The organism is Streptomyces sp. NBC_00669 (assembly GCF_036226785.1).
Lineage (GTDB): Bacteria > Actinomycetota > Actinomycetes > Streptomycetales > Streptomycetaceae > Actinacidiphila.
The window spans coordinates 6,519,729-6,545,006 of sequence record NZ_CP109018.1 but is presented as its reverse complement, the minus strand read 5'-3'; the positions used below and the strand labels follow the sequence as shown (position 1 = coordinate 6,545,006).

Genomic DNA, 25,278 nt, shown 5'->3' with positions numbered 1-25,278 from the left:
ACCGCCCCGCCCCCGAGCCGCGCCGCCGTCGACTCCCCCGCCTACTCCCCGGCCCGTTCCCCCGCCGGACCCCGGTCCTCGCTGTCGGCGCGCGGCGGCGCGCTGCTCGCCCGCTCGACCAGCCGCGTCGCCAGGTCCACCCGCAGGGTGCTCGGCTGCTTGCCCCGGCTCAGGTCCAGCACCAGCCGGGCGGCGGCCTCGGCCATCTCCGTCAGCGGCTGGCGGACCGTGGTCAGCGGCGGGCTGATCCAGCGGGCCAGCGGCAGGTCGTCGAAGCCGACCACGCTCAGGTCCTGCGGAATGCGCAGGCCCAGCTCGCGCGCGGCCTCGTAGAGCCCCAGGGCCTGGAGGTCGTTGCCGGTGAAGACGGCGGTGGGGCGGTCGGGGCGGCGCAGCAGCTCAAGCCCCACGGTGTAGCCGGCCTCGTGGTGGAAGTCGCCGGACCGCACCAGGTCCGGGTCGTAGTCGACGCCGGCGGTCTCCAGGGCGGCGCGGTAGCCGTCGATCCTGGCCCGGTTGCACATCATGCCGCTGGGCCCGCCGATCACGCCGATCCGGCGGTGGCCCAGCTCCAGCAGGTGGCGGGTGGCGGCGAGGCCGCCCTGCCAGTTGGTGGCGCCGATCGCGGGCACGTCCTCGCCCGGGTCGCCGGCCGGGTCCAGCACCACGAACGGGATGTCGCGGCTGGTGAGCTGGGCGCGCTGCGCCGGGTCCAGGTCGGACAGCACCAGGATCACCCCGGTCGGGCGGCGGGCCAGCACACCGTCCACCCAGGTCTGGCCGGGGCTGAGCCGCCCGGCGGACTCCGACAGCACCACGTTGAGGCTCTCCTGGCGGGCCACGTTCTCCACCCCGCGGATCACCTCCATCGCCCAGGAGCTCTCCAGCTCGTGGAAGACCAGGTCGATCAGCGGGGCCGGCTGCACGCTGCCGCGCCGCCGCTGGTAGCCGTGCCGGCGCAGCAGCTCCTCGACCCGGCTGCGGGTGGCCGGCGCGACGTCGCCCCGCCCGTTGAGAACCTTCGAAACAGTCGGAGCCGACACGCCCGCGGCCCGCGCGATCTCGGCAAGCGTCGCGGTGCCGTCACCGGGGGTCTCCGGCTGGTCGTCACGGGGCGGTTGCACGCTGGTGGCACTCATATCAGCGATCGTAGCCCGCCCGGGGGCCGAGGGCAGCGCCCCGCCCACCCCGCACTTCAGCCCATCGGGGGCCGTAAGCTTCGAATCCACCCGCGAAACATTCGCCATCGGGTCCGCCTATTCGCGACCGGGGCGCCCCCTCTCGCCGCTTCTCGACGATCAAGTCACCTTCCCCCCAAGGGCGTTGGCCACGGAACGCAGCCATGCCGGCACGTTCCGGGGGTAGCCGAGCCGGTGACGAGAGGAGGTGTGTCATGGAGACGCAGCAGGTCGAGGTGGTGCGCACCACACCGTGGTGGGCACGGATCGTGATCGGCGTGGTCGTGCTGGGACTGCTGTTCTTCCTGCTCGGGAGGGCGAATCTGCTGCCCGGAATCCCGAACCCGTTCGAGGAGAAGACCACCGACCGCAGCGGCCCGGTGCTGCTCAAGTCGATCCAGGACATGAACCGCTTCGAGGGCGCCAGCGGCAACTTCCAGGTCGTGGTGGACCTCGACAAGGACGCCAAGTTCCTGCCCGACGCCGTCCGCGGCAAGCGCACCCTGTACGTGGGGGCCGGCAGCGTGGACGCCTACGTCGACCTCGGAAAGGTCGGCACCGGCGCGGTGCAGGTCTCCGACAACCGCAGGACCGCGGCGATCCGGCTGCCGCACGCCGGTCTGGAGCGCGCCTCGCTCGACCCCAAGCACTCCTACGTGGTGTCGCAGCAGCGCGGCCTCTTCGACCGGATCGGCGACTTCTTCAGCGGCAACCCCGGCAACATGCAGCAGCTCAACGAGCTGGCCGCGTCGAAGATCCAGACCGCCGCCAAGCAGAGCGAGTTGGCGCAGCGCGCCGAGACCAACACCCGAAGCATGCTCACGCGGATGCTGACGTCGCTGGGGTTCACCAAGGTGAGCGTGGTCTTCGGTACGGCGCCGGCGACGCCCAGCCCTTCCGCCTCCCCGTCCCACTCGCCGACGAGCTGAGCGTCGGGCACGTCCACCGGGTCCGGCAGGTCCTGAACCGGCGGTCGCGAACCGGCGAACTGCGAACCGGCGGGCCCGTCCGGCTCACTCCGAGCCGGCGCCGAACCCCCGGGCGCCCTCCTCGCCCAGCAGGGCGGGCAGCAAGTGCCGCTCCTCGTAGGCGAAGTGCGCCTCCGCGCCGGCGGCGAGGGCGTCGAGCCGGGCCCGTACGGCCGCGGGTCCGGCACCCTCCCGCACCATCGCGCGCAACTCGGCCAGCTCCTGGCCCACTTCGCGGTGCTCGGCCCGCAACCGGGCCAGCACCGGGGCAAGGTGGGGGAAGGCGGAGTCGAAGGCGGGCAGCACCGCCTCTTCGGTGCCGTGGTGCGCGCCCAGCGCGTCGCAGAACGCCAGGCAGTGCACGGCGAGTTCGGCGGTGGCCGGCTCGCCGTACCGCAGGGCGGCGAGTTGGCCGCGCAACTCGGTGTGCACGGTGAGGAGTTGGTAGGCGATGGCGCGGTTGCGGTCGGCGTCCGGCGCCGTGAGGTCCAGGGGGTGCAGCGCCACCACGGGGATGGTCCGCGCGGTCCGGGTCTCGTACTCCCCGTAGGCGGGCACCGCGGCGACCTGCCGGGCCCAGGCGCGGTCGCGTTCCGCCCCGGCCAGCGGCCGCGCGCGGACCGCCAGGGTGCGCACGCCGTCGGCGCCGTCGCCGATCTCGACCTGCGCCTGGGGGTGGGCGAGCAGGTTGTGGTACCAGCCGGGGTGCCGGTCGGCGCCCGCGTTCGAGCCGAACACGTGGAGGGCGTCGCCGTCCCTGGCGTAGCCGATCGGGTGGGTGCGGCGCAGGCCGCTGCGCGCGCCGAGGGTGGTGAGCAGCAGCAGGTCGGCGCCGGCGAACATGCCGCCGACCCGGCCGCCGTTCGCCCGGAACTCCGTGATGACCTGCTCGGTCCAGTCGGCCATGGGAATGCCCCTCTCCGATACGCTCGGACCACGGAAATGCTTCGCTTTGCAAGCAAAGCATCTTTGAGGGCAAAGCTATGGGAGGCGGGCTGCCATGTCAATCACGGGTGACGGCCGCGCGGACGCGGGCGCAGGCAGGGCGGGCGCGGGCGCGGTGGACCCGAGCGGCGCGGCGCCGCGCACGGGCGGTACAGCGCAGGCGGGCGCGGGGGACGCGGGCGCACCAGGCACCGACAGGGCAAGCGCCGGCACGGGAGGCGCCGGCACGGCGGACGGGGGCCCGGTCGGCCCGGACGGTCCGAGCAGCGACTCCGCGGACGTGGGCGCCGACGGCCTCTCCGTCGACGACGGCATCCGCACCCTCCTGCGCCTGATGCCCCGCATGGTCGGCCGGGCCAAGCGGATCAAGCTCCCGGAGGAGCTGAGCGGCTACTCCCTCGCGCCCCGCCACCTCTCGCTCTTCTCCTACCTGCTCTTCGACGGCCCGTTGTCGGTGAACGACCTCGCCACCCGGTTGGAGGTCGCCCCCGCGACGGTGAGCCTGATGGTCAGCGACCTCGCCAAGCAGGGCGTCCTGCGGCGCGACGCCGACCCCGGCGACCGCCGCCGCGCCGTCGTGTCGATCGACCCCGCCCACCACCCCGCCATCAGCAACTGGCTGGCCCGCGGAGCCACCGCCTGGCGACAGGCGCTCACCCCGCTCACCCCCGCCGAACGCCGCATGTTCGTCACCACGTTGCAGACCTACGAGTCGGCGCTCGCCGACGACTGACCATGCGTCAGGCGGCCTTGGAGCCCTGCCGCGGCGCCGTGGACTCGGGTCGGCAGCGCAGACCGGTCCCGGGGGGACCGCATGGGTGAGCAGGCCACGCAGGAGGAGACGCCAGCGCAGAAGAAGGAACGGGCGGGGCAGGATGCATCGCACCCGGTGGTTCGCGGTGGGAGCCGTGGGGCTCGTCGCGGCAGACGGGCAGCGGCTCGTGGCCGTGCCGGAGACCATCGGAATCCTCAGCACGGGCGGCATCTCCCTCCCCCACGGCCGCGGCGTGGGTTTCGGCATCTCCACCAACGGGTCCGTCAAACCGCCGCCCGGCCCCCACGAAGCCGAACTCGGCCTGTGTCAGGACGAGTTCGATGCCGACTGGCACCTGGTCCAAGCCGGAGACGTGATCACCGGGTACGGCGTCCGCGTCAAGGTGCTCAAGATCCGGCGCATGCCCAACCCCGACCACGACGCCATGGACATCCAGGCCGACGCGTCGCCCACCCCGCCACCGACCCCCATCACCCCATCCCCAGCACCCCCGCGACGGCGTCGCGCCCGCCGGACTGAGAGTCCCGCGGGCCCGGGAGCGCGGGTGCGGCTACTCCCCCGGCTCCACTCCGCCGTCGCCGCGGGTGGCCGCGAGGGCTCGGGCGCCCGCGGCGACGAGTCCGGCGACGATCCGGTCGAGGGCGGCGAGGTCGTCCGCGGGCAGGGCGGCCAGCGCGGGTGGGGCGTTGCCGAGGATCGCGTTGGCGCGGGCGGCGGCGGCCCGTCCCTTCTCGGTCGCGGACACGATCTTGGCGCGGCGGTCGGTGGGGTGCTGGTGCCGCTCGACCAGGCCGCGCTCCTCCAAGTCGTCGACCACCAGGGTGAGATAGGGGCGGTCGGAGGCGAGTTCGGTGGCGAGGTCGCTCATCCGGTACGACCGCGCGGCGATCCGGCGCAGCGCCTTGACCCGGAAGAAGCTCATGCCGAGCGCCTCGGCCGTCTCCTTGCGGCGCTCGTTCTGCTCCAGAACGAGGGCCCGCAGGTTGTTCCAGACCCGCTCGGCCGCGTCCGCGGCCTCGGCCGACATCTCGGCCGTGGCGATGCCCGCGGCCTCACCCGAGCCCGCGCCCGCACCCGAGCCCGCACCCGTACCCGGACCCGGACCCGCGCTCCTACCCGGACCCGCGCTCGAACCCCCACCCGCGTCGTCCACATTCACCGTCGTCATGACGTGCTCACCGCCACCTTGTCCTTCTCCGACTCGGGCGCCATCAGCTCCGACGCCGTACGCTCCGCCGTGCCGCGGGCCCAGCGGCCGGTGGTGAGGATACCCAGCAGCAGCACGGCGGCCCCGCACCCGGTGATGATCCACCATGCTCCCGCGTGCAGGCCCGCGGCGAGTGCCGCGCCCAGGACCGCGACACCGAGCGCCTGGCCGACCTGGCGGCTGGTGGACGCGACCGCGGCGGCCACCCCGGACTGGGCGCGGGGCATGCCGGACACGGCGGTGTTGGTGATCGGCGCGTTGATCAGGCCGAAGCCGATGCCGAACAGGACGTACGCGGTGAACAGCTTGACGTTGTCCGTCTCGGCGTCGAACCCGGCGAAGAGCACGCCGCTGGCGGTCATCGTGATCCCGGCGAGCACCAGCGGCAGCCGCGGCCCGCGGGCACCGACCAGCCGTCCGGACAGCGGTGCGAAGACCAGGCACATCACGGCCATCGGCACCATGTAGAGGCCGGCGCCGAGCGCGGACAGGCCCCGGGTGTTCTGGAGGTAGAGGGTGTTGAGGAAGAGGAACCCGCCGAGCGCCGCGAAGCCGCAGACCGCGATGACGGTGGCGCCGCTGAACGGGACGCTGCGGAAGAAGCGCACGTCGATCAGCGGGTCGAACCGGCGCCGTTCGTACCGGGCCAGCGCGGCGATCGCGGCCGCGGCGACCACGAAGCAGCCGACGATCAGCGGGGAGCCCCAGCCCGCGCCGGTGCCCTCGATGATCCCGTAGGTGAGGCTGCCGAGCAGCGCGATCACCAGCACCTGGCCGACCGGGTCGATCCGGCGGGGGCGCGGCGCGCGCGACTCCGGCACGAACCGTGCGGTCAGCGCCAGCGCGGCCACGCCGACCGGCAGGTTGATCCAGAAGATCGAGCGCCAGCCGACCGACTCCACCAGCGCACCGCCGATGATCGGCCCGGCCGCCATGCTGATGCCGACCACGCCGCCCCACACGCCGATCGCCTTGGCGCGCTCCTTGGCATCGTCGAAGGTGTTGGTGATGATCGACATCGCCACGGGGTTGAGCATCGAACCGCCGACCGCCTGGAGCATGCGGAAGGCGATCAGCCAGCCCAGGCCGGGGGCGAGACTGCACAGCGCCGACCCGAGGGTGAACACCACCAGCCCGATCTGGAAGACCCGTTTGCGCCCGATCCGGTCGGCGGTGGAGCCGGACAGCAGCAGCAGCGACGCGATCACCACCAGGTACGCGTCGATCGTCCACTGCAGGCCGGAGAGCGAGGCGTGGAAGTCGCGCTGCATCGACGGCAGCGCGACGTTCAGGATCGTGTTGTCCAGGCTGACGATCAGCAGGCTCATGCAGCAGATCGCCAGGATCAGCATCCGGCGCCGATAGGTCTTCTCGGGCATACCGTCGCGTCCCCACCCTCACATCGCTTGTACAAACAGAATCATTACTACTGTACAACCAAATTCATTACTGTCGTACAACCGTTTTCCCCGACCACCTCCGCCGGTACGGGACAATGGCCGTATGACCGCTGACGCCACCCTGGCCCCGCCCGCGACGGGCACCTCGGCCCCGCCCGCGCCCGGCGCGCTCCGGATCGGCCCGCACACCGTGTGGCCGCCGGTCGTGCTCGCGCCCATGGCCGGGATCACCAACGCGCCCTTCCGCACGCTGTGCCGGGAGTTCTCCGGCGGCCAGGGGCTGTTCGTCAGCGAGATGATCACCACCCGGGCGCTGGTCGAGCGCAACGACAAGACCATGCAGCTCATCCACTTCGACGCCACCGAGACGCCGCGCTCCATCCAGCTCTACGGCGTGGACCCGGTGACCGTCGGCAAGGCGGTGCGGATGATCGTGGACGAGGACCTCGCCGACCACGTCGACCTCAACTTCGGCTGCCCTGTGCCGAAGGTCACCCGCAAGGGCGGCGGCTCGGCCCTGCCCTTCAAGCGGAACCTGCTGCGGGCGATCCTGCGCGAGGCGGTCGGCAGCGCGGGCGACCTGCCGGTGACCATCAAGATGCGCAAGGGCATCGACGACGACCACCTCACCTATCTCGACGCCGGCCGGATCGCTGTCGAGGAGGGTGTCACGGCGGTCGCGCTGCACGGCCGTACCGCCGCGCAGCACTACGGCGGCACCGCGGACTGGGACGCCATCGCCCGGCTCAAGGAACACGTCCCCGAGATCCCCGTACTCGGCAACGGCGACATCTGGTGCGCGGACGACGCGGTGCGGATGATGCGGGAGACCGGGTGCGACGGCGTGGTGGTCGGGCGCGGGTGCCTGGGGCGCCCCTGGCTGTTCGGCGACCTCGTGGCCGCGCTCGGCTCGGGTGCGGCCGGCTCCGGCGGCTCGGCCGGCTCCGGCGGTGACGTCTCCGGCGGCGGCGCTCCCGCCACGCCCGACTTCGGCACGGTGGCCGCGGTGATGCTGCGGCACGCCGAACTCCTCGGGCAGTGGCTCGGCGACGAGACCCGCGGTGTGGTCGACTTCCGCAAGCACGTGCCCTGGTACACCAAGGGGTTCTCGGTCGGCTCCGACGTCCGGCGCGCCCTCGCGATGGCCTCGTCCCTGGCGGAGATGGCCGACCTGCTCGGGTCGCTGGACCGGACGCAGCCGTGGCCGGCCCACGCGGACGGCCCGCGCGGGCGCACCGCGCCCGGCAAGAGGGTCGTCCTGCCGGACGGGTGGCTGAACGACCCCTACGAGTGCGCGGCCCTGACGGAGGACGCGGAGTCGGCGACGTCCGGAGGCTGACCGGCCTCCGGAGGGTGACCCACGTCCGGAGGCTGACCGACCTCCGGAGGCTGGCGCGGGCCGCCCGGCCGACGCCGGCCCTTCACCGTCGCGTGCGGGTCACCACCCTCACGCGCGGGCCGGCGGCGATGTCGGGGCCGCCGTCCTGATCCCGGCCGTGAGCCGGTCGATCAGCGCGTCCCACTCCTCACGGGTGGACGGCTTCCCTCGCACCCCCGGGCGGGTCTGCCAGGGCAGCGGCCCGTCCGGCCTGCGGTACTCGACCCCGAACGCGTCCAGCCGGGCGAGATGCGCCTGGAGGCGGACCCGGAACTCGCCGAAGTCCCGCTCTCCGGTGGTCCACAGCGCCTCCGCGACGGCACACAGCCGGGGGAAGACGTAGTAGTCGACGGTGCGCGGCGAGTCCATGTGCTCGGTCCACACATTGGCCTGTCCGCCGACGACACGGGTCGCTTCCTCCGCGGTGAGCGCCGCCGGGACCGGGTCGAAGGAGTAGGCGTCCTCCAGCGTGAGCGGGATGGAGAACGGGATCGGTTCGTCGTCCTGTTCGGACTGGCGGTAGTCGAGGTAGACCAGGTGGTCAGGGCAGGACAGCACGTCGAAGCCCCGGCGCGCGCCCGTCACGGCTCCGGCGGTGCCCCGCCAGGAGGCGATCATGGCGCTGTCGGGCAGCGGGCCTTCCAGCGCTTCGTCCCAGACCAGCACCCGGCGGCCGAGGGTCCCCAGGTGGTCGGCGAGCTGGGTGGTGAACCACGACTGGAGCCCCTTCTCGTCGGCCAGACCGCGCTCCGCGATGAGTTGCTGGGTGCGCGCGTCCTGCCGCCACTGCTCCTTCGGGCACTCGTCACCGCCGATGCCGACGTGGAGCGACGGGAACAGCTCGGTGATCTCGTCGAGCACGTGGCGGTAGAACGCGACGGTGGACTCCTCGGCGTTGAGCAGGTGGGGGTTGACGCCCCAGCGGGTGCGCACCCCCAGCCGGGCGTCGGTCACCCCCAGTTCGGGGTACGCGGCGATCGCGGCCTGGGAGTGCCCGGGCACATCGATCTCGGGGACGATGCTGATGTGCCGGTCCGCCGCGAAGGCGACGATCTCGCGGATGTCGTCCTGGGTGTAGTAGCCGCCGTGCGGCCGGTTGTCGTCCGGAGCGTCCTCCGCGGCGCCCAGCGGGGAGGACGCGCGCCAGCTGCCCACCTCGGTCAGCCGCGGGTAGCGGCGGATCTCGACCCGCCAGCCCTGGTCGTCGGTGAGGTGCAGATGCAGCACGTTCAGCCGGTGCAGGGCGAGCAGGTCGATCAGGCGCAGCAGCGCGTGCTTGGGCATGAAGTGCCGGGCGACGTCGAGCAGGAGACCGCGCCAGGCGAACCGCGGCCGGTCCTCGACGGTGACCGCGGGGACGCTCCACCGGGGCGCGTGGCCGGTGGCGGCGGCACGGTACACGTCGGGCGGCAGGAGTTGCAGCAGGGTCTGGCCGCCGTAGAAGACGCCCGCGCGGCTGCCGCCCGCCACCCGGATGCCCTCGGGCTCGACGGTGAGCCGGTATTCCTCCGGGCCCAGGGCGTCGTCCAGTTCGAGGGCGATCCGCCGGGGCGCGTCGGTGTTCAGCGGAAGCGGGAGGCGGGTCGGGCGCCGCAGCGCGTCGAGCAGCCAGTGCGCGGTCGGCAGCAACTCGGGCGGCGCGGTGAGGCCGGTGGCTTCGTCCAGCGGGAAGGCTCCGGAACGGCGGTGCACGGAGGCCGGGCGGGGCAGCAGCATCGGGAGGTCAGCCTTTCACGGCTCCGGCGGACACACCGGAGACAAGTTTGCGCTGGATGATCATGAAGAAGAGGACGACGGGGAGCGAGAAGACGACCGACCCGGCCATCTGACCGCTGAAGTCGGTGCCGGTCAGCGGGGTGGAGAACGAGGCGAGCCAGACCGGCAGGGTGTAGTGGCTCTGGTCCTTCATGAAGGTGAACGCGATGAGGTAGTCGTTCCAGGCGGCGATGAAGGCGAAGATTCCGGAGGCGATCACGCCGGGGACGACCAGCGGGAAGAGGATGCGGGAGAGCACCTGCCAGGTGCTCGCGCCGTCGATGCGCGCGGCTTCCTCGATCTCGACCGGGATGGCGACGAAGAAGCCGCGCATCACCCAGATGGAGAACGGCAGCACCAGCGCCAGGTACGCCAGGATCAGACCTGTGTACGTGCCCAGCAGCCCGGCCTTGTTGAAGACGATGAAGGTCGGGATGAGCAGCGCGGTGCCGGGCAGCATCTGGACGGCCAGGATCGCGACCATGATGGTGCGCCGGCCGCGGAACCGGAACCGGGTCAGGGCCGCAGCGGCGAACATCCCCAGCACGACGGAGAGCGCCACCGTCCCGCCCACCACGACGAGGCTGTTCCTGAGGTCCCGGGCGAAAGCGGTCTGGTTGATCGCGGCGTCGAAGTTCGCCGGCGTGGGCGAGGTGGGAAAGAACCGCGGGGTCGGGGTCATGGCCTGGGACCGCGGTTTGAACGCCGTGTTGATCATCCAGTAGACGGGGAAGAACCACAGGACGCAGAACACCGCGGCGGTGAGGTTGGCGCCGACGCGCCCTCGCCGCCCTCGGCGCCGTCGAGGACGGCGCGCGGAAACGGCAGCGGAAGCAGAAGCAGAGGCGGCAGCAGAAGCCGAGGCGGAAGCAGCAGCGGAAGCAGCGGCCGAAGCAGAAGCCGACGCGGAAGTGCTCGGGCGGCGGGTCACAGATCCTCCCCGGAACGCAGCAGGTTGCGGATGTAGAGGGCCGTGAGTCCGAGCAGGACGACGGTGGTGACCACGGACAGCGCCGCGCCCTGCCCGATGTGGAAGTTCACGAAGGCGGTCTTGTAGGAGTAGATCCCCAGCGTGGTCGTGGCGTCGTCGGGTCCGCCGGAGGAGATCAGCCAGATCTGGTTGAAGACGTTGAAGTCCCAGATCACCGACATCAGCGTGACCAGGAGCAGGGTGGGCCGCAGCATCGGCAGGGTGATCGACCACCACACGCGCCACTCGCCGGCGCCGTCCAGCCGTGCGGCCTCGTCGAGTTCGGCCGGAAGCTGGGTGAGGGCCGCGTAGAGGGTCAGCGCGATGAAGGGCACCGCCTGCCAGACGACGAGCGCCCCGATGGACAGGTAGGCCAGCCAGGCGTTGTTGGACCAGTCGGTGCTGGTCATGTCGCCGAAGAGGTGGGTCTGGGTGAGCAGCCAGTTGACCACGCCGTACCCGGGCTGGAACAGCCACTTCCACACCAGCGAGGAGGCGACGGTGGGCATCGCCCAGGCGAAGATCAGCACCACCGTGGTGAGGGTGCGCATGCCGCTGCCGAGCTTGGTCAGCAGATGGGCCACGCCGGTGCCGATGACGACGCTGCCGAGCACCATGGCCGCGGTGAAGACGGCGGTGCGGCCCAGCGAGCGCCAGAACTCGGCGCTGCCGAACAGGGTGCCGTACTGGCTGAAGCCGACGATCCGGTAGGCGCCGGTGAACAGGGTGCGCTGGTCGTAGTCGGTGAACGAGGCCCACACGAGGAACGCGATCGGCAGCACGCTGACGGCGATCAGGACGAGCCCGGCGGGGGTGAGCAGCAGCCACGGGGCCAGGTGGTGGCGACGGCGCCGCGGTGCGGGGCCGGGCGGAGAACCGGTCGGAGGGGCGTGGCGGACACGCGTCATCAGGGAACTGGTCATGGGTCTTCTCTGGGTTCTGGCGGACAGCGCGGCCGCCGAACACCTGGTCGCGTGCCCACGCTGGTCGGGGGGTCGACCGGAATCGCCGGTACGACGGGGGCCGGTGACGGCCGCGGGTCAGAGGATCACCCCTCCGCGCCGACAGCCGGCGGCGCGGTCCTGGATCACGCGGGGCCGGTCACTGACCGGAGTTGAGCACCTTGGACGCGGCGCCGTCGAAGGCCGTGGCCGCCGTGGACGGCGACTTGGAGCCGGAGGCGATCGAGCTGAAGAGGCTGTTGATGTCCTTGTCGCCCTCGATCTGTGCCCAGTCGGCACTGGCCGGGGTGGCGTCGGAGCGCAGCGCGGCCTCGAAGAAGCCCTTGTTGAGCGCGGTGAGGTGCGCCTTGGCCGCCGTGATCCCCTGGGAGCTGTTGGGGATGAAGCCCTCCTTGCCGGCGATCCAGGTGGACTGCACGCTCGGGCTCGCCGCGATCTTCGTCCAGGCGAGGGCGAGTTCGGTGTTCTTGCTGTGCGCGGCGATGCCCCAGTCCGAGCCGCCGAGGAACACCGGCTGGTTCCGGCCCGACGTGCCGGGGAACGGGAAGGTGCCCAGGTCGGAGTCGGTCAGCTTCGGGTTGGCCTTCTCGATGGCGGCGATGAACCCGCTGGTGGCGATGATGGCCGAGGTCTTGCCGTCGGCGAGCACCTGCGTCTGATCGGGCGTCAGCACGTCGACGGTGCGCGACGCGGGGCTGGAGTAGGCGTTCTGGAACGCCTTGAACGCCCGCAGTCCCCGCTGGGCCGCGGCCGAGGTCAGCCCCGGTTGCCAGTCGGAGCCCTTCTTCGTGGCGATGGCGCCGCCCGCGTCCCAGACGTACTGGATGCCCGCGTACCAGTTCTGGCCGGGGTAGTAGAAGGGCGAGAAGTCCTTGGCCGGGTGGGCGGTGCGCACCTTGTCCAGGTCCGCGGTCAGTTCGGCGTAGGTCGTGGGCGCCTTGGTCACCCCGGCCTGCGCCCACATGGTCTTGTTGTAGATGACCGCGCGCGCCCCGGCGAAGCCCGGGACACCGTAGAGATGCCCGTCCACGGTGGCCGGGTCGACCAGGCCGGCCAGCCAGGTCTGCTGCTGCGCCAGGTCCTCGCGGTAGGAGGTGAGGTCCTTCAGGCCGCCGTTCGCGGCGAACGCGGCGACCTGGGTGTTGCCGATGTCCAGCACGTCGGGCGGGTTGGCGGTCGACAGCGCCGTGGTGACCTTGGTGGTGATGTCGTCCCAGCTCTGCACCTGGATGCTGACCTTCGCCCCGGTCTGCTGGGTGAACCGGCTGTCGATCGCCTTGAGCACGGCGTCGCTGTAGTCGCCGTCCATCACCCACACGGTGAGCTTGCCGCCCTTGCCGCCGGTGGCCGAGACCTGGCGCTGGTCGGTGCTGGAGCCGCCGTTCCCGGCACTGCCGCAGGCGGCCAGGCCACCGGCCAGCGCGAGCACGAGGGCGGCCGCGAGCGTGCCTTGTCTGTACGTCATGGTGCTTCCTTCGGGGCATGTCCGGTGACGGTCACCGGTTTTCCGGCAGAACTCATGGCTGTGCGGCGGGGCGCGGGACGAACAGCTCGCGTCCGCGGACGCCGGTACGAAGGCCCGGTCTCGCGCGCGCGACCGGGCGGTCAGAGGACGTTCAGTTCTCCGGCGAGCACGAGGCACGCCGCGCCCTGGAGGATCAGGTCGTGGTCCTCGGTCAGGGCCCTGATCCGCAGCGAGGCGCCGATCGGCGGCAGGGTGCGCATCCGGACGGTGTCGGCGGCGGCCTCCAGCAGCGGGCCCTGGAGCAGTTCGGCCGCGCCGACGAGGACCAGTTCGTTGAGGTTGAGCGCGCAGGCGATCGGGGCGAGCACCATGCCGAGCGCCTCGCCGGCGCCGGTCAGGATCTCCGCCCGCTGCCCGGCGCCGGCCTCGGCCAGCCGCTCCCGCAGGCAGCCGGCGTCGATCAGGGGGTCGAGGCACCCGCGGCGGCCGCAGATGCACAAGGCTCCGGCCGGATCGACCGTGACGTGCCCGATCTCCCCCGCGGCGAACTGCTCCCCCTCCACCAGCTGGCCGTCCACCACCAGCCCCGCGCCGACCCCGTGTTCGGTCAGGATCACCATCAGGTTCAGCGAGCGCGCCTCTCGCAGATGGAGCACCGCCAGCGCGGCGGCGTTCGCGTCGTTGCCGACGTACGCCGGGACACCGAACCGCTCGGTGAGCCGTGCGGCCATCGGCAGGCCCTGCCAACCCAGGTGCGCCGCATGGCGGATGACTCCCCGGTCGTCCACGGTGCCGGGCGTGGCCACGCCCAGGCCGAGCACCCGGCTCGGGGCCGCGTCCACCAACCGGGCGGCCAGTTCGGCGACCAGGTCCCAGGCCGCCGCGCCGACGGCGTCCCCGATGTCGGTCCTGGCCCGGGCCACCACCCTCCCGCGCAGATCCGTGACCGCTCCGGAGAAGTGGCCGTCCGGCGAGAGGTCCAGCACGACCGCGCTCCTGCTGCCGTCCTGGATCTCCACCAGCGGGGACGGCTTGCCGCGCCGCGGGCCGCTCTCCACCGGCCGCTCCGCGTACGCCACCAGGCCGTCCGACTCCAACTCCGCGACCAGCGCCGAGATCGTCGGCGCCGTCAGCCCGGACTCGCGGGTCAGGTCCGCCCGGCTCATCGCGCCCTGGCGGTACAGGGTCGTCAGGACCAGCGAGCGGTTGTGGGCTCGGCTGTCCTGGGTCTGCGCCTTCGTGCGCTCGGCCCGTCTGCGCGGAACGGGCGGCAGAGCGAACAGCCCCCTGGGCGGGCGCTGTCCCTTGGCCGTCCTCGCATCACTCACCGGGGCTCCAATTTCTTAGATGTCTTTACTTAAGACGCCTTAAGGCTGGCTCGGCGGCGTACCCCTGTCAAGGGGTGCGGCGGCCCCGGGATCGCCAACGGCGGCCCTCCGCAGCCCTCTTGACAGGACCGGAACAGCATCCCAACCTTCTAAGGCCCCTTAAATTAAGCGTCTTAAGTTATGGACGCCCTCGCGCGCGGCGTTCACGACACCTGCCGCCCTCGGCGGCCCAGCCCGCAGTCCCCTCGCCCTACGGAGGCAAACCCATGCCACCCAGCAGATCCCGATCCGCCACGTCCGGACGCCGGAGGACAGCACTGACCGGAACCCTGTCGGGGCTCCTCGTGGCCGGGCTGGCGGTGACCGGGCTGGTGAGTCCGACCTCCGCGGCGGCGGCCGGCGCGGGGCCGATCACCATCGGCGGAAAGTGCCTGGACGACGCGGACTTCGGCACCGGCAACGGCTCGGTCGTCCAGGTGTTCACCTGCAACGGCTCGGCGGCGCAGAACTGGACCTGGCAGGCCGACGGCGCCCTCACCGTGACCATCGGCAGCACCACGAAATGCCTGGACGTCACCGGCGCCTCGAACGCCGACGGCGCCCTCGTCCAGCTCTACGACTGCGTCGCCGGCGCCCCGCAGCAGGGCTTCCGGCACCTGCCCGACGGCACGCTCTACAGCGCCAGGTCCGCCAAGTGCCTTGCCGTGCAAGGAGGTTCGATCGAGGACCACGCGCGCGTCGGCCTGGAGCCCTGCGACCCCGCCCAGAGCACCGAGCAGTGGTCCGCGCCCGCCGCACCGGCCTCGGGGTACACCCTGTCCGGGGCCGCCCCCGTCCCGTACGACCGCTCCGACGACACCCCCGCGTCCGTCTTCACCGACCAGGACGGCAGCTTCTACTACACCCAGGCCCACTCCCTGTACGGGCCGACCGACTCCCGGCAGTGGAAGTTCTACACCGGCGCCGACTTCGACCACTCCTCCGACGCGTCGATCGACACCGCGGTCAACCCCGCCAACAGCGCCGACCGCAACGACGACACCACCTGGCGCTGCAACAACAGCCCGACCGGCACGTCGGCCAGCTACGACACGGCCGACCTCGCCGGATACGCGGAGCGCAACTACTGCGACCTGAGCGGCGTATGGGTCGACCCCGACACCGGCTGGTGGTACGGCCTGGTCCACAACGAGTTCACGCCCAGCCCCTTCGACGACGGCATGCACTACGACGGGATCGACTACGCCGTCTCCAAGGACCACGGCGCCACCTGGGCGATCCAGGGCCACGCCATCACCTCGCCGTACAGCACCCAGCGGGGCGACACGGCCGCCTTCCCGCAACAGACCTACTCCTACGGCGACGGCGACCAGCGCATGTTCGTCGACTACGCCTCCGGCTACTTCTACGTCTTCTACGCCTCCCGCACCCTCAACAAGTCCGGCGGCGGGTCCATCTGGGAGGAGCACGCCGCACGCGCCCCCCTCTCGCAGAAGATGGCCGGCTCGTCCTGGCAGAAGTGGTACGACGGCGCCTGGCAGTCCCCCGGCGTCGGGGGCGCCGAGAGCGACATCGTCCCCGCGGACGGCGGCGGCCCCGGATACATCGACGCCGGAGACGACTACCACCCCGCCACCGCCGGCAGCACCGCCGCCCAGGTCAGCGCCGGCACCCTGCCGGACAACTCCCAACTGGCCGTCATGAACGTCGCCTGGGACGCCTACCTCGGCAAGTACATCGCCACGCCGCAGAACAACGTCGCCCAGAACACCGGCGTCGACACCCCGCTGCATGTCTACGCCACCGACAGCCTGGCCGGCGAGAAGTGGGTCGACCTCGGCCTGGTCACCAGCGACACCAACGGCGCGTGGTACCGCTGGTTCCTGGACCCCGCCAACAAGACCAGCTCCACGGTGGTCGGCAGGACCTTCCGCTCGTACTGCGCCTTCGAGTGCTCGGGCGACAGCCAGGGCGAGTACGTCGACGTCACCCTGGCACCGACCTCGTCCTCCCTGCTGCCGGCGGCGCCCGTCACCGGCGCCACGCAGATCACCGCGGGCAACGGCCGGTTCCTCAAGCAGAGCGGCACCTCGCTGACGACCACCTCCTCCTCCCGGGCCGCCGACCAGCACTGGACCTTCACCGCCACCGGCGACGGCTTCTACACCGTGGCCAACGCCGCGACCGGCCAGGTCCTCGGGGTGGGGACCGGCGACGCCGGACGCGCCTGGGGCGCCCCGGTCACCGTCGGCACGCCCGGCTCGGCCCCCGCCGTCGGCCGGCAGTGGAGCGTCCAGAAGACGACGTCGGGCGGCTTCCGCCTGGTCAACCGGTACAGCGGGCTGGCGCTCAGCATGACCGCGGGCGCCGTGACCACCTCGCCGCAGCGCGGCTGGGACAACAGCACCGCGAAGGGCGGCGACCGGACCCCGTCCGCCGCCCAGCTGCTCTCCTTCACTCGCTGAGCGGCGCCCCCCAACGCCCCCCAACTCCCCCCGGCGAACCCCGGCGAACCCCGGCGAACCCCCGGCCCGTCCCGGTGCCTGCCGCCGCCCCGCACCTCGCGCGGCGGCAGGCACCCGCACCTCGCGCGGGCACGCACCCGCCTCCTCCCCTGCGTACTCCGCGTACGTCCAACAGATGAGACACCGGGCACCCGGAACGCGTGATTCCCGCCACGCCTGATACCCATTGCGCTCAAATGAGCGCACATCAGAGCGCCCTACTTCTCGAATGCTCGGCACTCAGTGCCACCCCGGTTGCGTACACCCAACCTCCGCACCCGTCACCCTGCGTACGCGAACCGCCCGCCGCACCTCGCGCTGCGAGGTCTTCCGTTCGACTCGTGAACGGAGGGCCCGGCCCCGAGGGACGGCCGCGCACTTTGGATTAGACGGCAGACGAGCGGTTACACCCGTGTGTCGTGGTGATGGACATACTTGGGCACCTTCGAGATGGGTACGCTCCCCGCCGTCAGGGCATCCAGGACGCGAGGAGTCAACGGACCCGTGTCGACACGCGAGAAGAAGCGCAAGTACGTCTACGACTTCACAGAGGGCAACAAGGACCTCAAGGACCTGCTCGGCGGGAAAGGTGCGAACCTCGCCGAGATGACCAACCTCGGTCTGCCCGTCCCTCCGGGCTTCACCATCACCACCGAGGCGTGCAAGGTCTACCTGGAGTCCGGCGCGGAACCGGCCGCGCTCCGCGACGAGGTGAGTGCGCACCTCGACGCGCTGGAGCAGCGGATGGGCCGCACGCTCGGCCAGCAGGACAACCCGCTGCTGGTGTCGGTGCGTTCCGGGGCGAAGTTCTCCATGCCCGGGATGATGGACACCGTCCTGAACATCGGGCTGTCGGACGCGTCGGTGGCCGGCCTGGCCGCGCAGGCCGGCGGCGACGAGCGGTTCGCCTGGGACTCCTACCGGCGTCTGGTGCAGATGTTCGGCAAGACCGTGCTCGGGGTGGACGGCGACCTCTTCGAGGAGGCGCTGGAGGAGGCCAAGCGGGCCAAGGGCGCCGACAGCGACCTCGGGCTCGACGCCGCCGACCTGCGGCAACTCGTCGACGAGTTCAAGGCGATCGTCGCCAGGCAGGCCGGGCGGGACTTCCCGCAGGAGCCGCGCGAGCAGATGGACCTGGCGATCCGGGCGGTCTTCGACTCCTGGAACACCGAGCGGGCCAAGCTCTACCGCCGCCAGGAACGCATCCCCGGCGACCTCGGCACGGCCGTCAACGTCTGCTCGATGGTCTTCGGCAACCTCGGCCCCGACTCCGGCACCGGGGTGGCCTTCACCCGCGACCCGGCCAGCGGCCAGCAGGGCGTCTACGGCGACTACCTGCAGAACGCGCAGGGCGAGGACGTGGTGGCCGGCATCCGCAACACCGTGCCGCTCGCCGACCTGGAGTCGATCGACAAGGCGTCGTACGACGAGCTGATGAAGATCATGGAGACGCTGGAGACGCACTACAAGGACCTGTGCGACATCGAGTTCACCATCGAGCGCGGGCACCTGTGGATGCTGCAGACCCGGGTCGGCAAGCGGACCGCGGCCGCCGCCTTCCGGATCGCCACGCAACTGGTGGACCAGGGGCTGATCGACGAGGCCGAGGCGTTGCAGCGGGTCAACGGGGCGCAGCTCGCCCAGTTGATGTTCCCCCGGTTCGAGGACTCCGCGACCGTCGGCGCCAGGTTCCAGCGGATCGGCTGGGGCATCGCCGCCTCGCCGGGCGCGGCCGTCGGGAAGGCGGTCTTCGACTCGTACACCGCGGTGAAGTGGTCGCGGTCCGGGGAGCGGGTCATCCTGATCCGGCGCGAGACCAACCCGGACGACCTCAACGGCATGATCGCCGCCGAGGGCATCCTCACCTCGCGCGGCGGCAAGACCTCGCACGCGGCGGTGGTGGCGCGCGGGATGGGCAAGACCTGCGTGTGCGGCGCGGAGGAGCTGGAGGTCGACACCAAGCGGCGGCGGCTGACCGCGCCCGGTGGCGTGGTGATAGAGGAGGGCGACCTCATCTCGATCGACGGGTCCTCGGGGAAGGTGTACGTCGGGGAGGTGCCAGTGGTGCCGTCGCCGGTGGTCGAGTACTTCGAGGGCCGGATGCACGCCGGCGCCGAGGAGGCCGACGAACTCGTGCAGGCGGTGCACCGGGTGATGGCGTACGCCGACCGGGTGCGGCGGCTGCGGGTGCGGGCCAACGCCGACAACGCCGAAGACGCTTCGCGGGCCCGGCGGTTCGGCGCGCAGGGCATCGGGCTGTGCCGCACCGAGCACATGTTCCTGGGCGAGCGGCGGGAGTTGGTGGAACGGCTGGTGCTGGCCGACACCGACGCCGAGCGGGAGGAGGCGCTGGGCGCGCTGCTGCCGCTGCAGAAGGCCGACTTCGTGGAGCTGTTCGAGGCGATGGACGGACTGCCGGTCACCGTACGGCTGTTGGACCCGCCACTGCACGAGTTCCTGCCCGACATCACGGAGTTGTCGGTGCGGGTCGCGCTCGCCGAGGCCCGCAAGGACGAGAACGAGAACGACCTGCGGCTGCTGCAGGCCGTGCACAAGCTGCACGAGCAGAACCCGATGCTGGGGCTGCGCGGGGTGCGGCTCGGCCTGGTCATCCCCGGGCTGTTCGCGATGCAGGTGCGCGCGATCGCCGAGGCCGCCGCGCACCGCCGCTCGGTCAAGGGCGATCCGCGCCCGGAGATCATGGTCCCGCTGGTCGGCACCGTGCAGGAGCTCGAACTCGTCCGCGAGGAGGCCGACGCGGTGATCGCCGAGGTGGAGGCGGCCACCGGCACGGACCTCAAGCTCTCCATCGGGACCATGATCGAGCTGCCGAGGGCCGCGCTGACCGCCGGTCAGATCGCGGAGGCCGCCGAGTTCTTCTCCTTCGGCACCAACGACCTCACCCAGACGGTGTGGGGCTTCTCCCGTGACGACGTGGAGGCGTCGTTCTTCACCGCCTACCTGGAGAAGGGCATCTTCGGCGTCTCCCCGTTCGAGACGATCGACGTCGACGGGGTGGGCGCGCTGGTCCGCTCCGCCGCCGAGGCGGGCCGCGCGGTCCGCCCGGGCCTCAAGCTCGGCGTCTGCGGCGAGCACGGCGGCGACCCGGAGTCGGTGCACTTCTTCCACCGGGTCGGCCTCGACTACGTCTCATGCTCGCCCTTCCGCATCCCGGTGGCCCGTCTCGAAGCGGGCCGGGCGGCGGCCCGTTGACCAACTGAACCGGGGCCGGGTCCGGCCCGCCGGCGGCGGCCCTTGCCCTGGGGCCCCAACCCTCACCGCCCGGCACCCCCGGACCCGGCCCCTCACCCCCGGGGGCGGCGCTTCGTGCGGAGGCGCCGCCCCCGGGCATGTCCCTCCGACTCATCGGCTCGCCACGGCGCCTTGAACGAACCCGCACGGAAGAGCCCGTCGCACCCGGACGATCCGGCAGGTGGACGACGCGGGCGCGCAGTCGGGCGGTCCCGTGCGCCAGGGCGTCGTTATCTTCGGACGGGGGTGGGGGCGAGTGGGTGTTCGGGGTGGCTCGGGGGTGGCGGGGAGGGCTGGTCGGCACGGGGGTTGGGGTCGGTGGGGGCGGGGTGGGCGCGACGCGCCCGAGCGGGCCGAACGGTGACCGGTACAGGCAAGAGTTACCGAGATGTCCGGATTCCGTAACGCGAGGCGATCATGCGTCACAACGGGTGGCGAAGCGGTCACAGTGAGGTTGCCCGGCGGGTCGCCGGGTATCCGCACCACTCGTCCCGGTCCCGTACCGGACCCGCACGAAGGGGGACACATGTCCCGTATCGCCACCCGTATGACCGCCGCCGCGATCGGCGCCGGCGCGCTGCTGGCCGCCGCGGCGCTGCCGGCCGTCGCCGCCGACGGCCGGCAGCACCTGCCGGCCCACCACCCGCAGCGCTCCGCGGTGGTCCTGGGAGCGGTCCACCACGACAGCGCAGGGCGCGACACCCACTCGGCCAGGGCGCTGGACACGGAGTGGGTCACGGTCGCCAACACCGGCCGCAACGCGGTCAACCTGAACGGATGGACGCTGTCCGCGAGCGACCACCACGTCTACCGGTTCAGCCACCTCACCCTGGCCGGCCACAAGTCCGTACGGGTGCACACCGGCGCGGGCCGGAACACCACGCGCGACGTCTACCAGAACAGCCGCACCCTGCTGTGGGCCCACGCCACCGAGACCGCGACCCTGCGCGACAGCCGCGGGCACCTGGTCGCCAGCAAGTCGTGGGGCAAGCGCGACGAGCACCGCGGCGGGCGGGCCGGAGACCACCGCGCGGATGACCACCGCAACGGGGAGCACCGCGCCGGCGACCACCGCGCCGACAATCACCGCACCGGCGACCACCGCAACGACCACCGCTGAGCCGCGGGCCCACCGCTGAGCCGTAGTACGCCGTGCCGCCCCGTCGCCCGCACCAGGGCGGCGGGGCGGCCGTACGCCCAGGCCCCAGGGGGTCGGTGCTCGTTCACACCGCCAGCGGCCGGCGGCTGCGCTCCTCCTCCGCGAGGACCAACGCGTGCAGCCGGTCCAGCCGTTCGCGGGTGGTCGCGTCGGTCGGGACGTACGTGGTCAGCCGCGACCCCTGCCGCGGGCCGAGCCACAGGTGGGTGAAGTCGAAGGCGAGCAGGCCGACATCGCGGTTGAGGTAGCGCTTGACGTGGCTGTCCGGCTGGACCAGCACCTCGTGCCGCTCCCACAGCGCGCAGAACTCCGGCGACCCCTGCTGGAGCCGTTTGAGCAGGGCCTTCCAGGCCGGTTCGGCGAGGTGCTGGGCCATGGACGCGCGGAACTTCGCGGCCATCAGCCGGATGTTCTCCGCGCGGTCCAGCATCCCTTCACGCCACACCGGGTCGGTGAAGGCCAGCCACATGAGGTTGCGGTCCTCGGGCGGCATCCGGTCGAGGTCGCCGACCAGCCGCCCGTAGGTGCGGTTGTGGGCGATGATGTCGTAGCGGCTGTTGAAGACCGCGGCGGGCAGCGGTTCGAGCTGGACGAGCATGGCGCGCACGGTGGCGGACATGCCCGGGCAGTCCAGGTCCGGATGCGGGTCGGCGGCCCCGGCGAGCGTGAACAGGTGGCTCCGCTCCATCCGGTCCAGCATCAGCGCGCGGGCGATCGCGTCGGCGACCTGCCCGGACACCTGGATGTCCCGGGCCTGCTCCAGCCACGTGTACCAGGTCACCCCGACCGCGGCGAGCTGCGCGACCTCCTCGCGGCGCAGCCCGGGCGTGCGCCGGCGGCGGCCGGGCGGCAGGCCGACCTGCTCCGGCGAGATCCGCTCCCGGCGGCTGCGCAGGAACGACGCGAGTTCGTGCCGGCGGCTCTCGGCGGCCACCCCGGCGTCCACCGCCTCGACCCGGTCCACGGCTTTGCGGCCGGAAACCGTACGGCCTGCGGCCATGCGGTCGGAGGCCACACGGGCGGAAACCGTACGGGCGGCGCCTGGCGCGGTCGGTGTCATGCTCCCAGCGTGCCGCACTCCGCAGACCGTTGCCAGGTGGTGCTCATACCTGGATAAACGCTCTCTGGTACCCCCCTGAGCAGAGGTCCATCGTTGGCCGGGTGACCGAACGCATGGAACACACCCTGACATCCCGGGCCCAGGTGCTACCCCGGGTCACCCACCTCGGCACCGGCCGGCACACCGGCAACAGCACCGGCACCGGCACCGGCACCGGCAAGAGCTCCGGCACGGGCACGGGCACCACCCCCGCCCCCTCCCCCGGCCTGAGCGCCCTCGGACTGCTGACCGTCCTGCTGGGCGCCGCCCTCCCGATGGTCGACTTCTTCATCGTCAACGTCGCCCTGCCCACCATCGACCGCGACCTCAACGCCGGCTCCGCGGTGCTGGAGATGGTGATCGCCGGCTACGGCGTCGCATACGCCGTGCTGCTCGTGCTCGGCGGCCGGCTCGGCGACATGTTCGGCCGCCGCAACCTCTTCCTGTGGGGCCTGGCGCTGTTCGCGCTGACCTCGCTGGCCTGCGGACTCGCGCCCAACGCGTGGAGCCTGGTCGGCGCGCGGGTCGCGCAGGGCGCCGCGTCGGCGCTGCTGCTGCCGCAGGCGCTGGCCACCATCCAGTCCGCGACCTCCGGCAGCAGCCGCGCCAAGGCGCTGAGTTACTACGGCGCGACCGCGGGCATAGCCAGCGTGGTCGGACAGGTGCTCGGCGGTGTGCTGGTCTCCGCGGACATCGCGGGCAGCGGCTGGCGGGCGATCTTCCTGGTGAACGTGTCGGTCGCCGCGGTCGCGTTCGTCCTGGCGCTCCGCACGGTGCCGGAGACCAGGTCGCAGCACCCGGCGCGGATCGACCGGGCCGGCACCGGGCTGCTCGCGGTGACGCTGGTCGCGCTGCTGCTGCCGCTCACCGAGGGCCGTGCGGCGGGCTGGCCGGTGTGGGCGTGGGCGCTGCTGGCGCTGTCGCCGTTCACCGCGGCCGCGTTCGTGGCGGTGGAGACGCGCGGCGAGCGCGCCGGCGGCAACCCGCTGCTGCCGCCGTCGCTGGTCCGTATCCACAGCGTGCGCAGCGGGCTGATGCTGATCGTGCCGTTCTGCCTGGGCTTCGGCGGCTTCATGTTCGTGGTGGCGGTGGCGATGCAGGACGGGCTGAGGTTCAGCGCGCTGCTGGCGGGCGCGGCGCTGGCCCCGCTGTGCGCGGCGTTCTTCGCCGCCTCGCTGCTCGGGCCGCGGATGGTCGCGCGGTGGGGACGGCTCACGGTGACCGCAGGGTCGCTGACCCAGGCCGCGGGCCTGCTGATCCTGGCCGCCACCTTCCTCTGGGGCTGGCCGCACCTGGGGGTGTGGGCGCTGGCACCGGGCATGGCGGTGACCGGGTTCGGGCAGGGCCTGGTGCTGCCGGTGGTGTTCCGGATCGTGCTGAGCGAGGTGCCCGCGGCGCAGGCCGGGGTCGGCAGCGGTGCGATGGCCACCACCCAGCAGTCGGCGCTGGCGCTGGGCGTCGCGACGCTCGGCACCCTGTTCCTGAGCCTGTCGACGTCGATCGGCGTGCGGGACGCGCTGGTGTGGACGCTGCTCGCGCAGCTCGTGGCGGTGGCGGCGACGGTCGCGCTGAGCCTGCGGCTGCCGCGCAGGGTGGTGTGAGCGGAGGGCTTCCCGCCAGTCCTGCCAGTCCCGCCAGTCCCACCCCTCCCGCGGTCCCGCGGTCCCACGCCGGGGCGGGGCGGGCCGGGGGCGGGGCCGGTGCGGACCTCGAAACGGGGGACACGCCGGGCACCCGGCGACGAGGCGAACGCACGGAAGATCCGCTTCCCGCGTGCGACGGTGAGGGAATGCCCGACGCCGACCCGCCCCCGTAGCGGCGCTCCCCCGCCGCACCCCGCGTGACGCCCGGCCCCGCCCGTACGCCCTGTGCCGTCCCACCCCGCCCCCGCCCCACCCGTCCTCACGAGGAGATCCCGATGCGCACCCACACCCTCGGCGCCACCGGCCCCACCGTCTCGGCCATCGGCCTGGGCTGCATGGGCATGTCCGCGGTCTACGGCCCGACCGACGACGCCGAGTCCACCGCCACCATCCACGCCGCCCTCGACGCGGGCGTCTCCCTGCTCGACACCGGCGACTTCTACGCCATGGGGCTCAACGAGCTGCTGATCCGCGACGCCCTGCGCGCCCGCCCCGGCAGCCGCGAACAGGCCGCGATCAGCGTCAAGTTCGGCGCGCTGCGGGACGCCGGCGGCGGCTGGAGCGGATACGACGGCCGGCCCGCCGCGGTGAAGAACTTCCTCGCGTACTCCCTCAACCGGCTCGGCACCGACCACGTGGATGTCTACCGGATCGCCCGGGTCGACCCGGACGTGCCGATCGAGGAGACCGTCGGCGCGATCGCCGAGGAGGTCCAGGCCGGGCGGGTGCGGCACATCGGGCTGTCCGAGGTCGGCGCGGACACCCTGCGCCGAGCCGCGGCCACCGCGCCGATCTGCGACCTCCAGATTGAGTACAGCCTCTTCTCGCGGGGCATCGAGGAGGCCGTCCTGCCCGCCGCCCGCGAACTGGGCATCGGCATCACGGCGTACGGGGTGCTCTCCCGCGGCCTGCTCAGCGGCCACTGGACCAAGGAGCGCGGCATCGACCCGACCGACTTCCGCAACCGCTACCCGCGCTTCTCCGGCGACCGCCTCGACCGCAACCTCGCCTTGGTCGAGGCCCTGCGCGAGGTTGCCGACGGCAAGGGCGTCACCGTCGCGCAGGCCGCCATCGCCTGGGTGCTCTCGCGCGGCGACGACATCGTCCCCCTGATCGGCGCCCGCCGCCGCGACCGCCTCGCCGAGTCCCTGGGCGCCCTCGACGTCTCCCTCGACGCCACCGAACTGGCCGCGATCGAGGCCGCGATCCCGCCCGGAGCCGCCTCCGGCACCCGGTACGACGAAGCCCAGATGCAGCACCTCGACAGCGAGCGCTGACCCCCGGCCCCGG

The 25,278-nt window shown here is 72.4% G+C and carries 18 protein-coding genes; 8 read left to right on the top strand and 10 right to left on the bottom strand.

What is annotated here, in order from left to right; all coding sequences use genetic code 11:
- Positions 1–41: 41 nt before the first annotated feature.
- Positions 42–1,139: a LacI family DNA-binding transcriptional regulator gene (locus tag OG896_RS27655; RefSeq protein WP_329369648.1), complete on the bottom strand. Its 1,098-nt coding sequence runs from the start codon at positions 1,137–1,139 to the stop codon at positions 42–44.
- A 254-nt stretch (positions 1,140–1,393) separates the two neighbouring features.
- Between OG896_RS27655 and OG896_RS27650 the strand changes: the two genes are divergently transcribed.
- Entirely contained in the window at positions 1,394–2,107 is a 714-nt protein-coding gene (locus OG896_RS27650; protein WP_328463792.1) for a DUF4230 domain-containing protein, read from the top strand.
- 84 nt (positions 2,108–2,191) lie between these two features.
- On the opposite strand, the gene OG896_RS27645 is transcribed toward OG896_RS27650, so the two are convergent.
- The gene (locus OG896_RS27645) at positions 2,192–3,052 is read right to left on the bottom strand and encodes a nitroreductase/quinone reductase family protein (RefSeq protein ID WP_329369645.1); all 861 of its coding nucleotides are present in this window, start codon (positions 3,050–3,052) and stop codon (positions 2,192–2,194) included.
- 94 nt (positions 3,053–3,146) lie between these two features.
- On the opposite strand from OG896_RS27645, the gene OG896_RS40485 reads away from it, so the two are divergent.
- Positions 3,147–3,824: a MarR family winged helix-turn-helix transcriptional regulator gene (locus OG896_RS40485; RefSeq protein ID WP_443057161.1), complete on the top strand. Its 678-nt coding sequence runs from the start codon at positions 3,147–3,149 to the stop codon at positions 3,822–3,824.
- Between the two features lie 592 nt (positions 3,825–4,416).
- Here OG896_RS40485 and OG896_RS27635 read toward each other — a convergent pair.
- Both OG896_RS27635 and OG896_RS27630 read right to left on the bottom strand, forming a co-directional pair.
- Complete coding sequence (locus tag OG896_RS27635; RefSeq protein WP_329369643.1) at positions 4,417–5,034, bottom strand: MarR family winged helix-turn-helix transcriptional regulator; 618 nt, start codon at positions 5,032–5,034, stop codon at positions 4,417–4,419.
- A complete protein-coding gene (locus OG896_RS27630; protein ID WP_329369641.1) occupies positions 5,031–6,452 on the bottom strand; it encodes an MFS transporter in 1,422 nt (473 codons plus the stop codon). The genes OG896_RS27635 and OG896_RS27630 overlap by 4 nt, the downstream gene beginning before the upstream one ends.
- 124 nt (positions 6,453–6,576) lie before the next feature.
- Between OG896_RS27630 and dusB the strand changes: the two genes are divergently transcribed.
- Entirely contained in the window at positions 6,577–7,812 is a 1,236-nt protein-coding gene (dusB, locus tag OG896_RS27625; RefSeq protein ID WP_443057160.1) for a tRNA dihydrouridine synthase DusB, read from the top strand.
- Positions 7,813–7,920: 108 nt separating this feature from the next.
- On the opposite strand, the gene OG896_RS27620 is transcribed toward dusB, so the two are convergent.
- The 5 genes from OG896_RS27620 to OG896_RS27600 all read right to left on the bottom strand — a co-directional run bounded on the left by OG896_RS27620 (position 7,921) and on the right by OG896_RS27600 (position 14,331).
- Entirely contained in the window at positions 7,921–9,567 is a 1,647-nt protein-coding gene (locus tag OG896_RS27620) for a beta-N-acetylhexosaminidase (protein WP_329369639.1), read from the bottom strand.
- A 7-nt stretch (positions 9,568–9,574) separates the two neighbouring features.
- Complete coding sequence (locus tag OG896_RS27615; protein WP_329369637.1) at positions 9,575–10,360, bottom strand: carbohydrate ABC transporter permease; 786 nt, start codon at positions 10,358–10,360, stop codon at positions 9,575–9,577.
- Between the two features lie 173 nt (positions 10,361–10,533).
- On the bottom strand, positions 10,534–11,499 hold the full coding sequence (locus tag OG896_RS27610) for a carbohydrate ABC transporter permease (RefSeq protein WP_329369635.1): 966 nt from the start codon (positions 11,497–11,499) through the stop codon (positions 10,534–10,536).
- A gap of 178 nt (positions 11,500–11,677) precedes the next feature.
- Entirely contained in the window at positions 11,678–13,003 is a 1,326-nt protein-coding gene (locus OG896_RS27605) for an extracellular solute-binding protein (protein ID WP_329369633.1), read from the bottom strand.
- Positions 13,004–13,143: 140 nt separating this feature from the next.
- On the bottom strand, positions 13,144–14,331 hold the full coding sequence (locus OG896_RS27600; RefSeq protein ID WP_328463815.1) for an ROK family transcriptional regulator: 1,188 nt from the start codon (positions 14,329–14,331) through the stop codon (positions 13,144–13,146).
- 266 nt (positions 14,332–14,597) lie between these two features.
- Between OG896_RS27600 and OG896_RS27595 the strand changes: the two genes are divergently transcribed.
- The 3 genes from OG896_RS27595 to OG896_RS27585 all read left to right on the top strand — a co-directional run bounded on the left by OG896_RS27595 (position 14,598) and on the right by OG896_RS27585 (position 21,207).
- A complete protein-coding gene (locus OG896_RS27595) occupies positions 14,598–16,796 on the top strand; it encodes an RICIN domain-containing protein (protein WP_329369631.1) in 2,199 nt (732 codons plus the stop codon).
- 489 nt (positions 16,797–17,285) lie between these two features.
- Positions 17,286–20,048, top strand: coding sequence for a pyruvate, phosphate dikinase (ppdK, locus tag OG896_RS27590; RefSeq protein ID WP_329369629.1), 2,763 nt, complete (start codon positions 17,286–17,288; stop codon positions 20,046–20,048).
- Positions 20,049–20,613: 565 nt separating this feature from the next.
- On the top strand, positions 20,614–21,207 hold the full coding sequence (locus OG896_RS27585; protein WP_329369627.1) for a lamin tail domain-containing protein: 594 nt from the start codon (positions 20,614–20,616) through the stop codon (positions 21,205–21,207).
- Positions 21,208–21,310: 103 nt separating this feature from the next.
- Here OG896_RS27585 and OG896_RS27580 read toward each other — a convergent pair whose 3' ends face one another.
- Positions 21,311–22,246 carry a helix-turn-helix transcriptional regulator gene (locus OG896_RS27580; RefSeq protein ID WP_402443299.1) on the bottom strand — a complete coding sequence of 312 codons (936 nt, stop codon included), beginning with the start codon at positions 22,244–22,246 and terminating at the stop codon, positions 21,311–21,313.
- Between the two features lie 161 nt (positions 22,247–22,407).
- On the opposite strand from OG896_RS27580, the gene OG896_RS27575 reads away from it, so the two are divergent.
- Both OG896_RS27575 and OG896_RS27570 read left to right on the top strand, forming a co-directional pair.
- Positions 22,408–23,946: an MFS transporter gene (locus tag OG896_RS27575; protein WP_329369623.1), complete on the top strand. Its 1,539-nt coding sequence runs from the start codon at positions 22,408–22,410 to the stop codon at positions 23,944–23,946.
- A 317-nt stretch (positions 23,947–24,263) separates the two neighbouring features.
- Positions 24,264–25,265 (top strand): aldo/keto reductase, encoded by a 1,002-nt coding sequence (locus tag OG896_RS27570; RefSeq protein ID WP_329369621.1) that lies wholly within the window; start codon positions 24,264–24,266, stop codon positions 25,263–25,265.
- Positions 25,266–25,278: the final 13 nt, after the last annotated feature.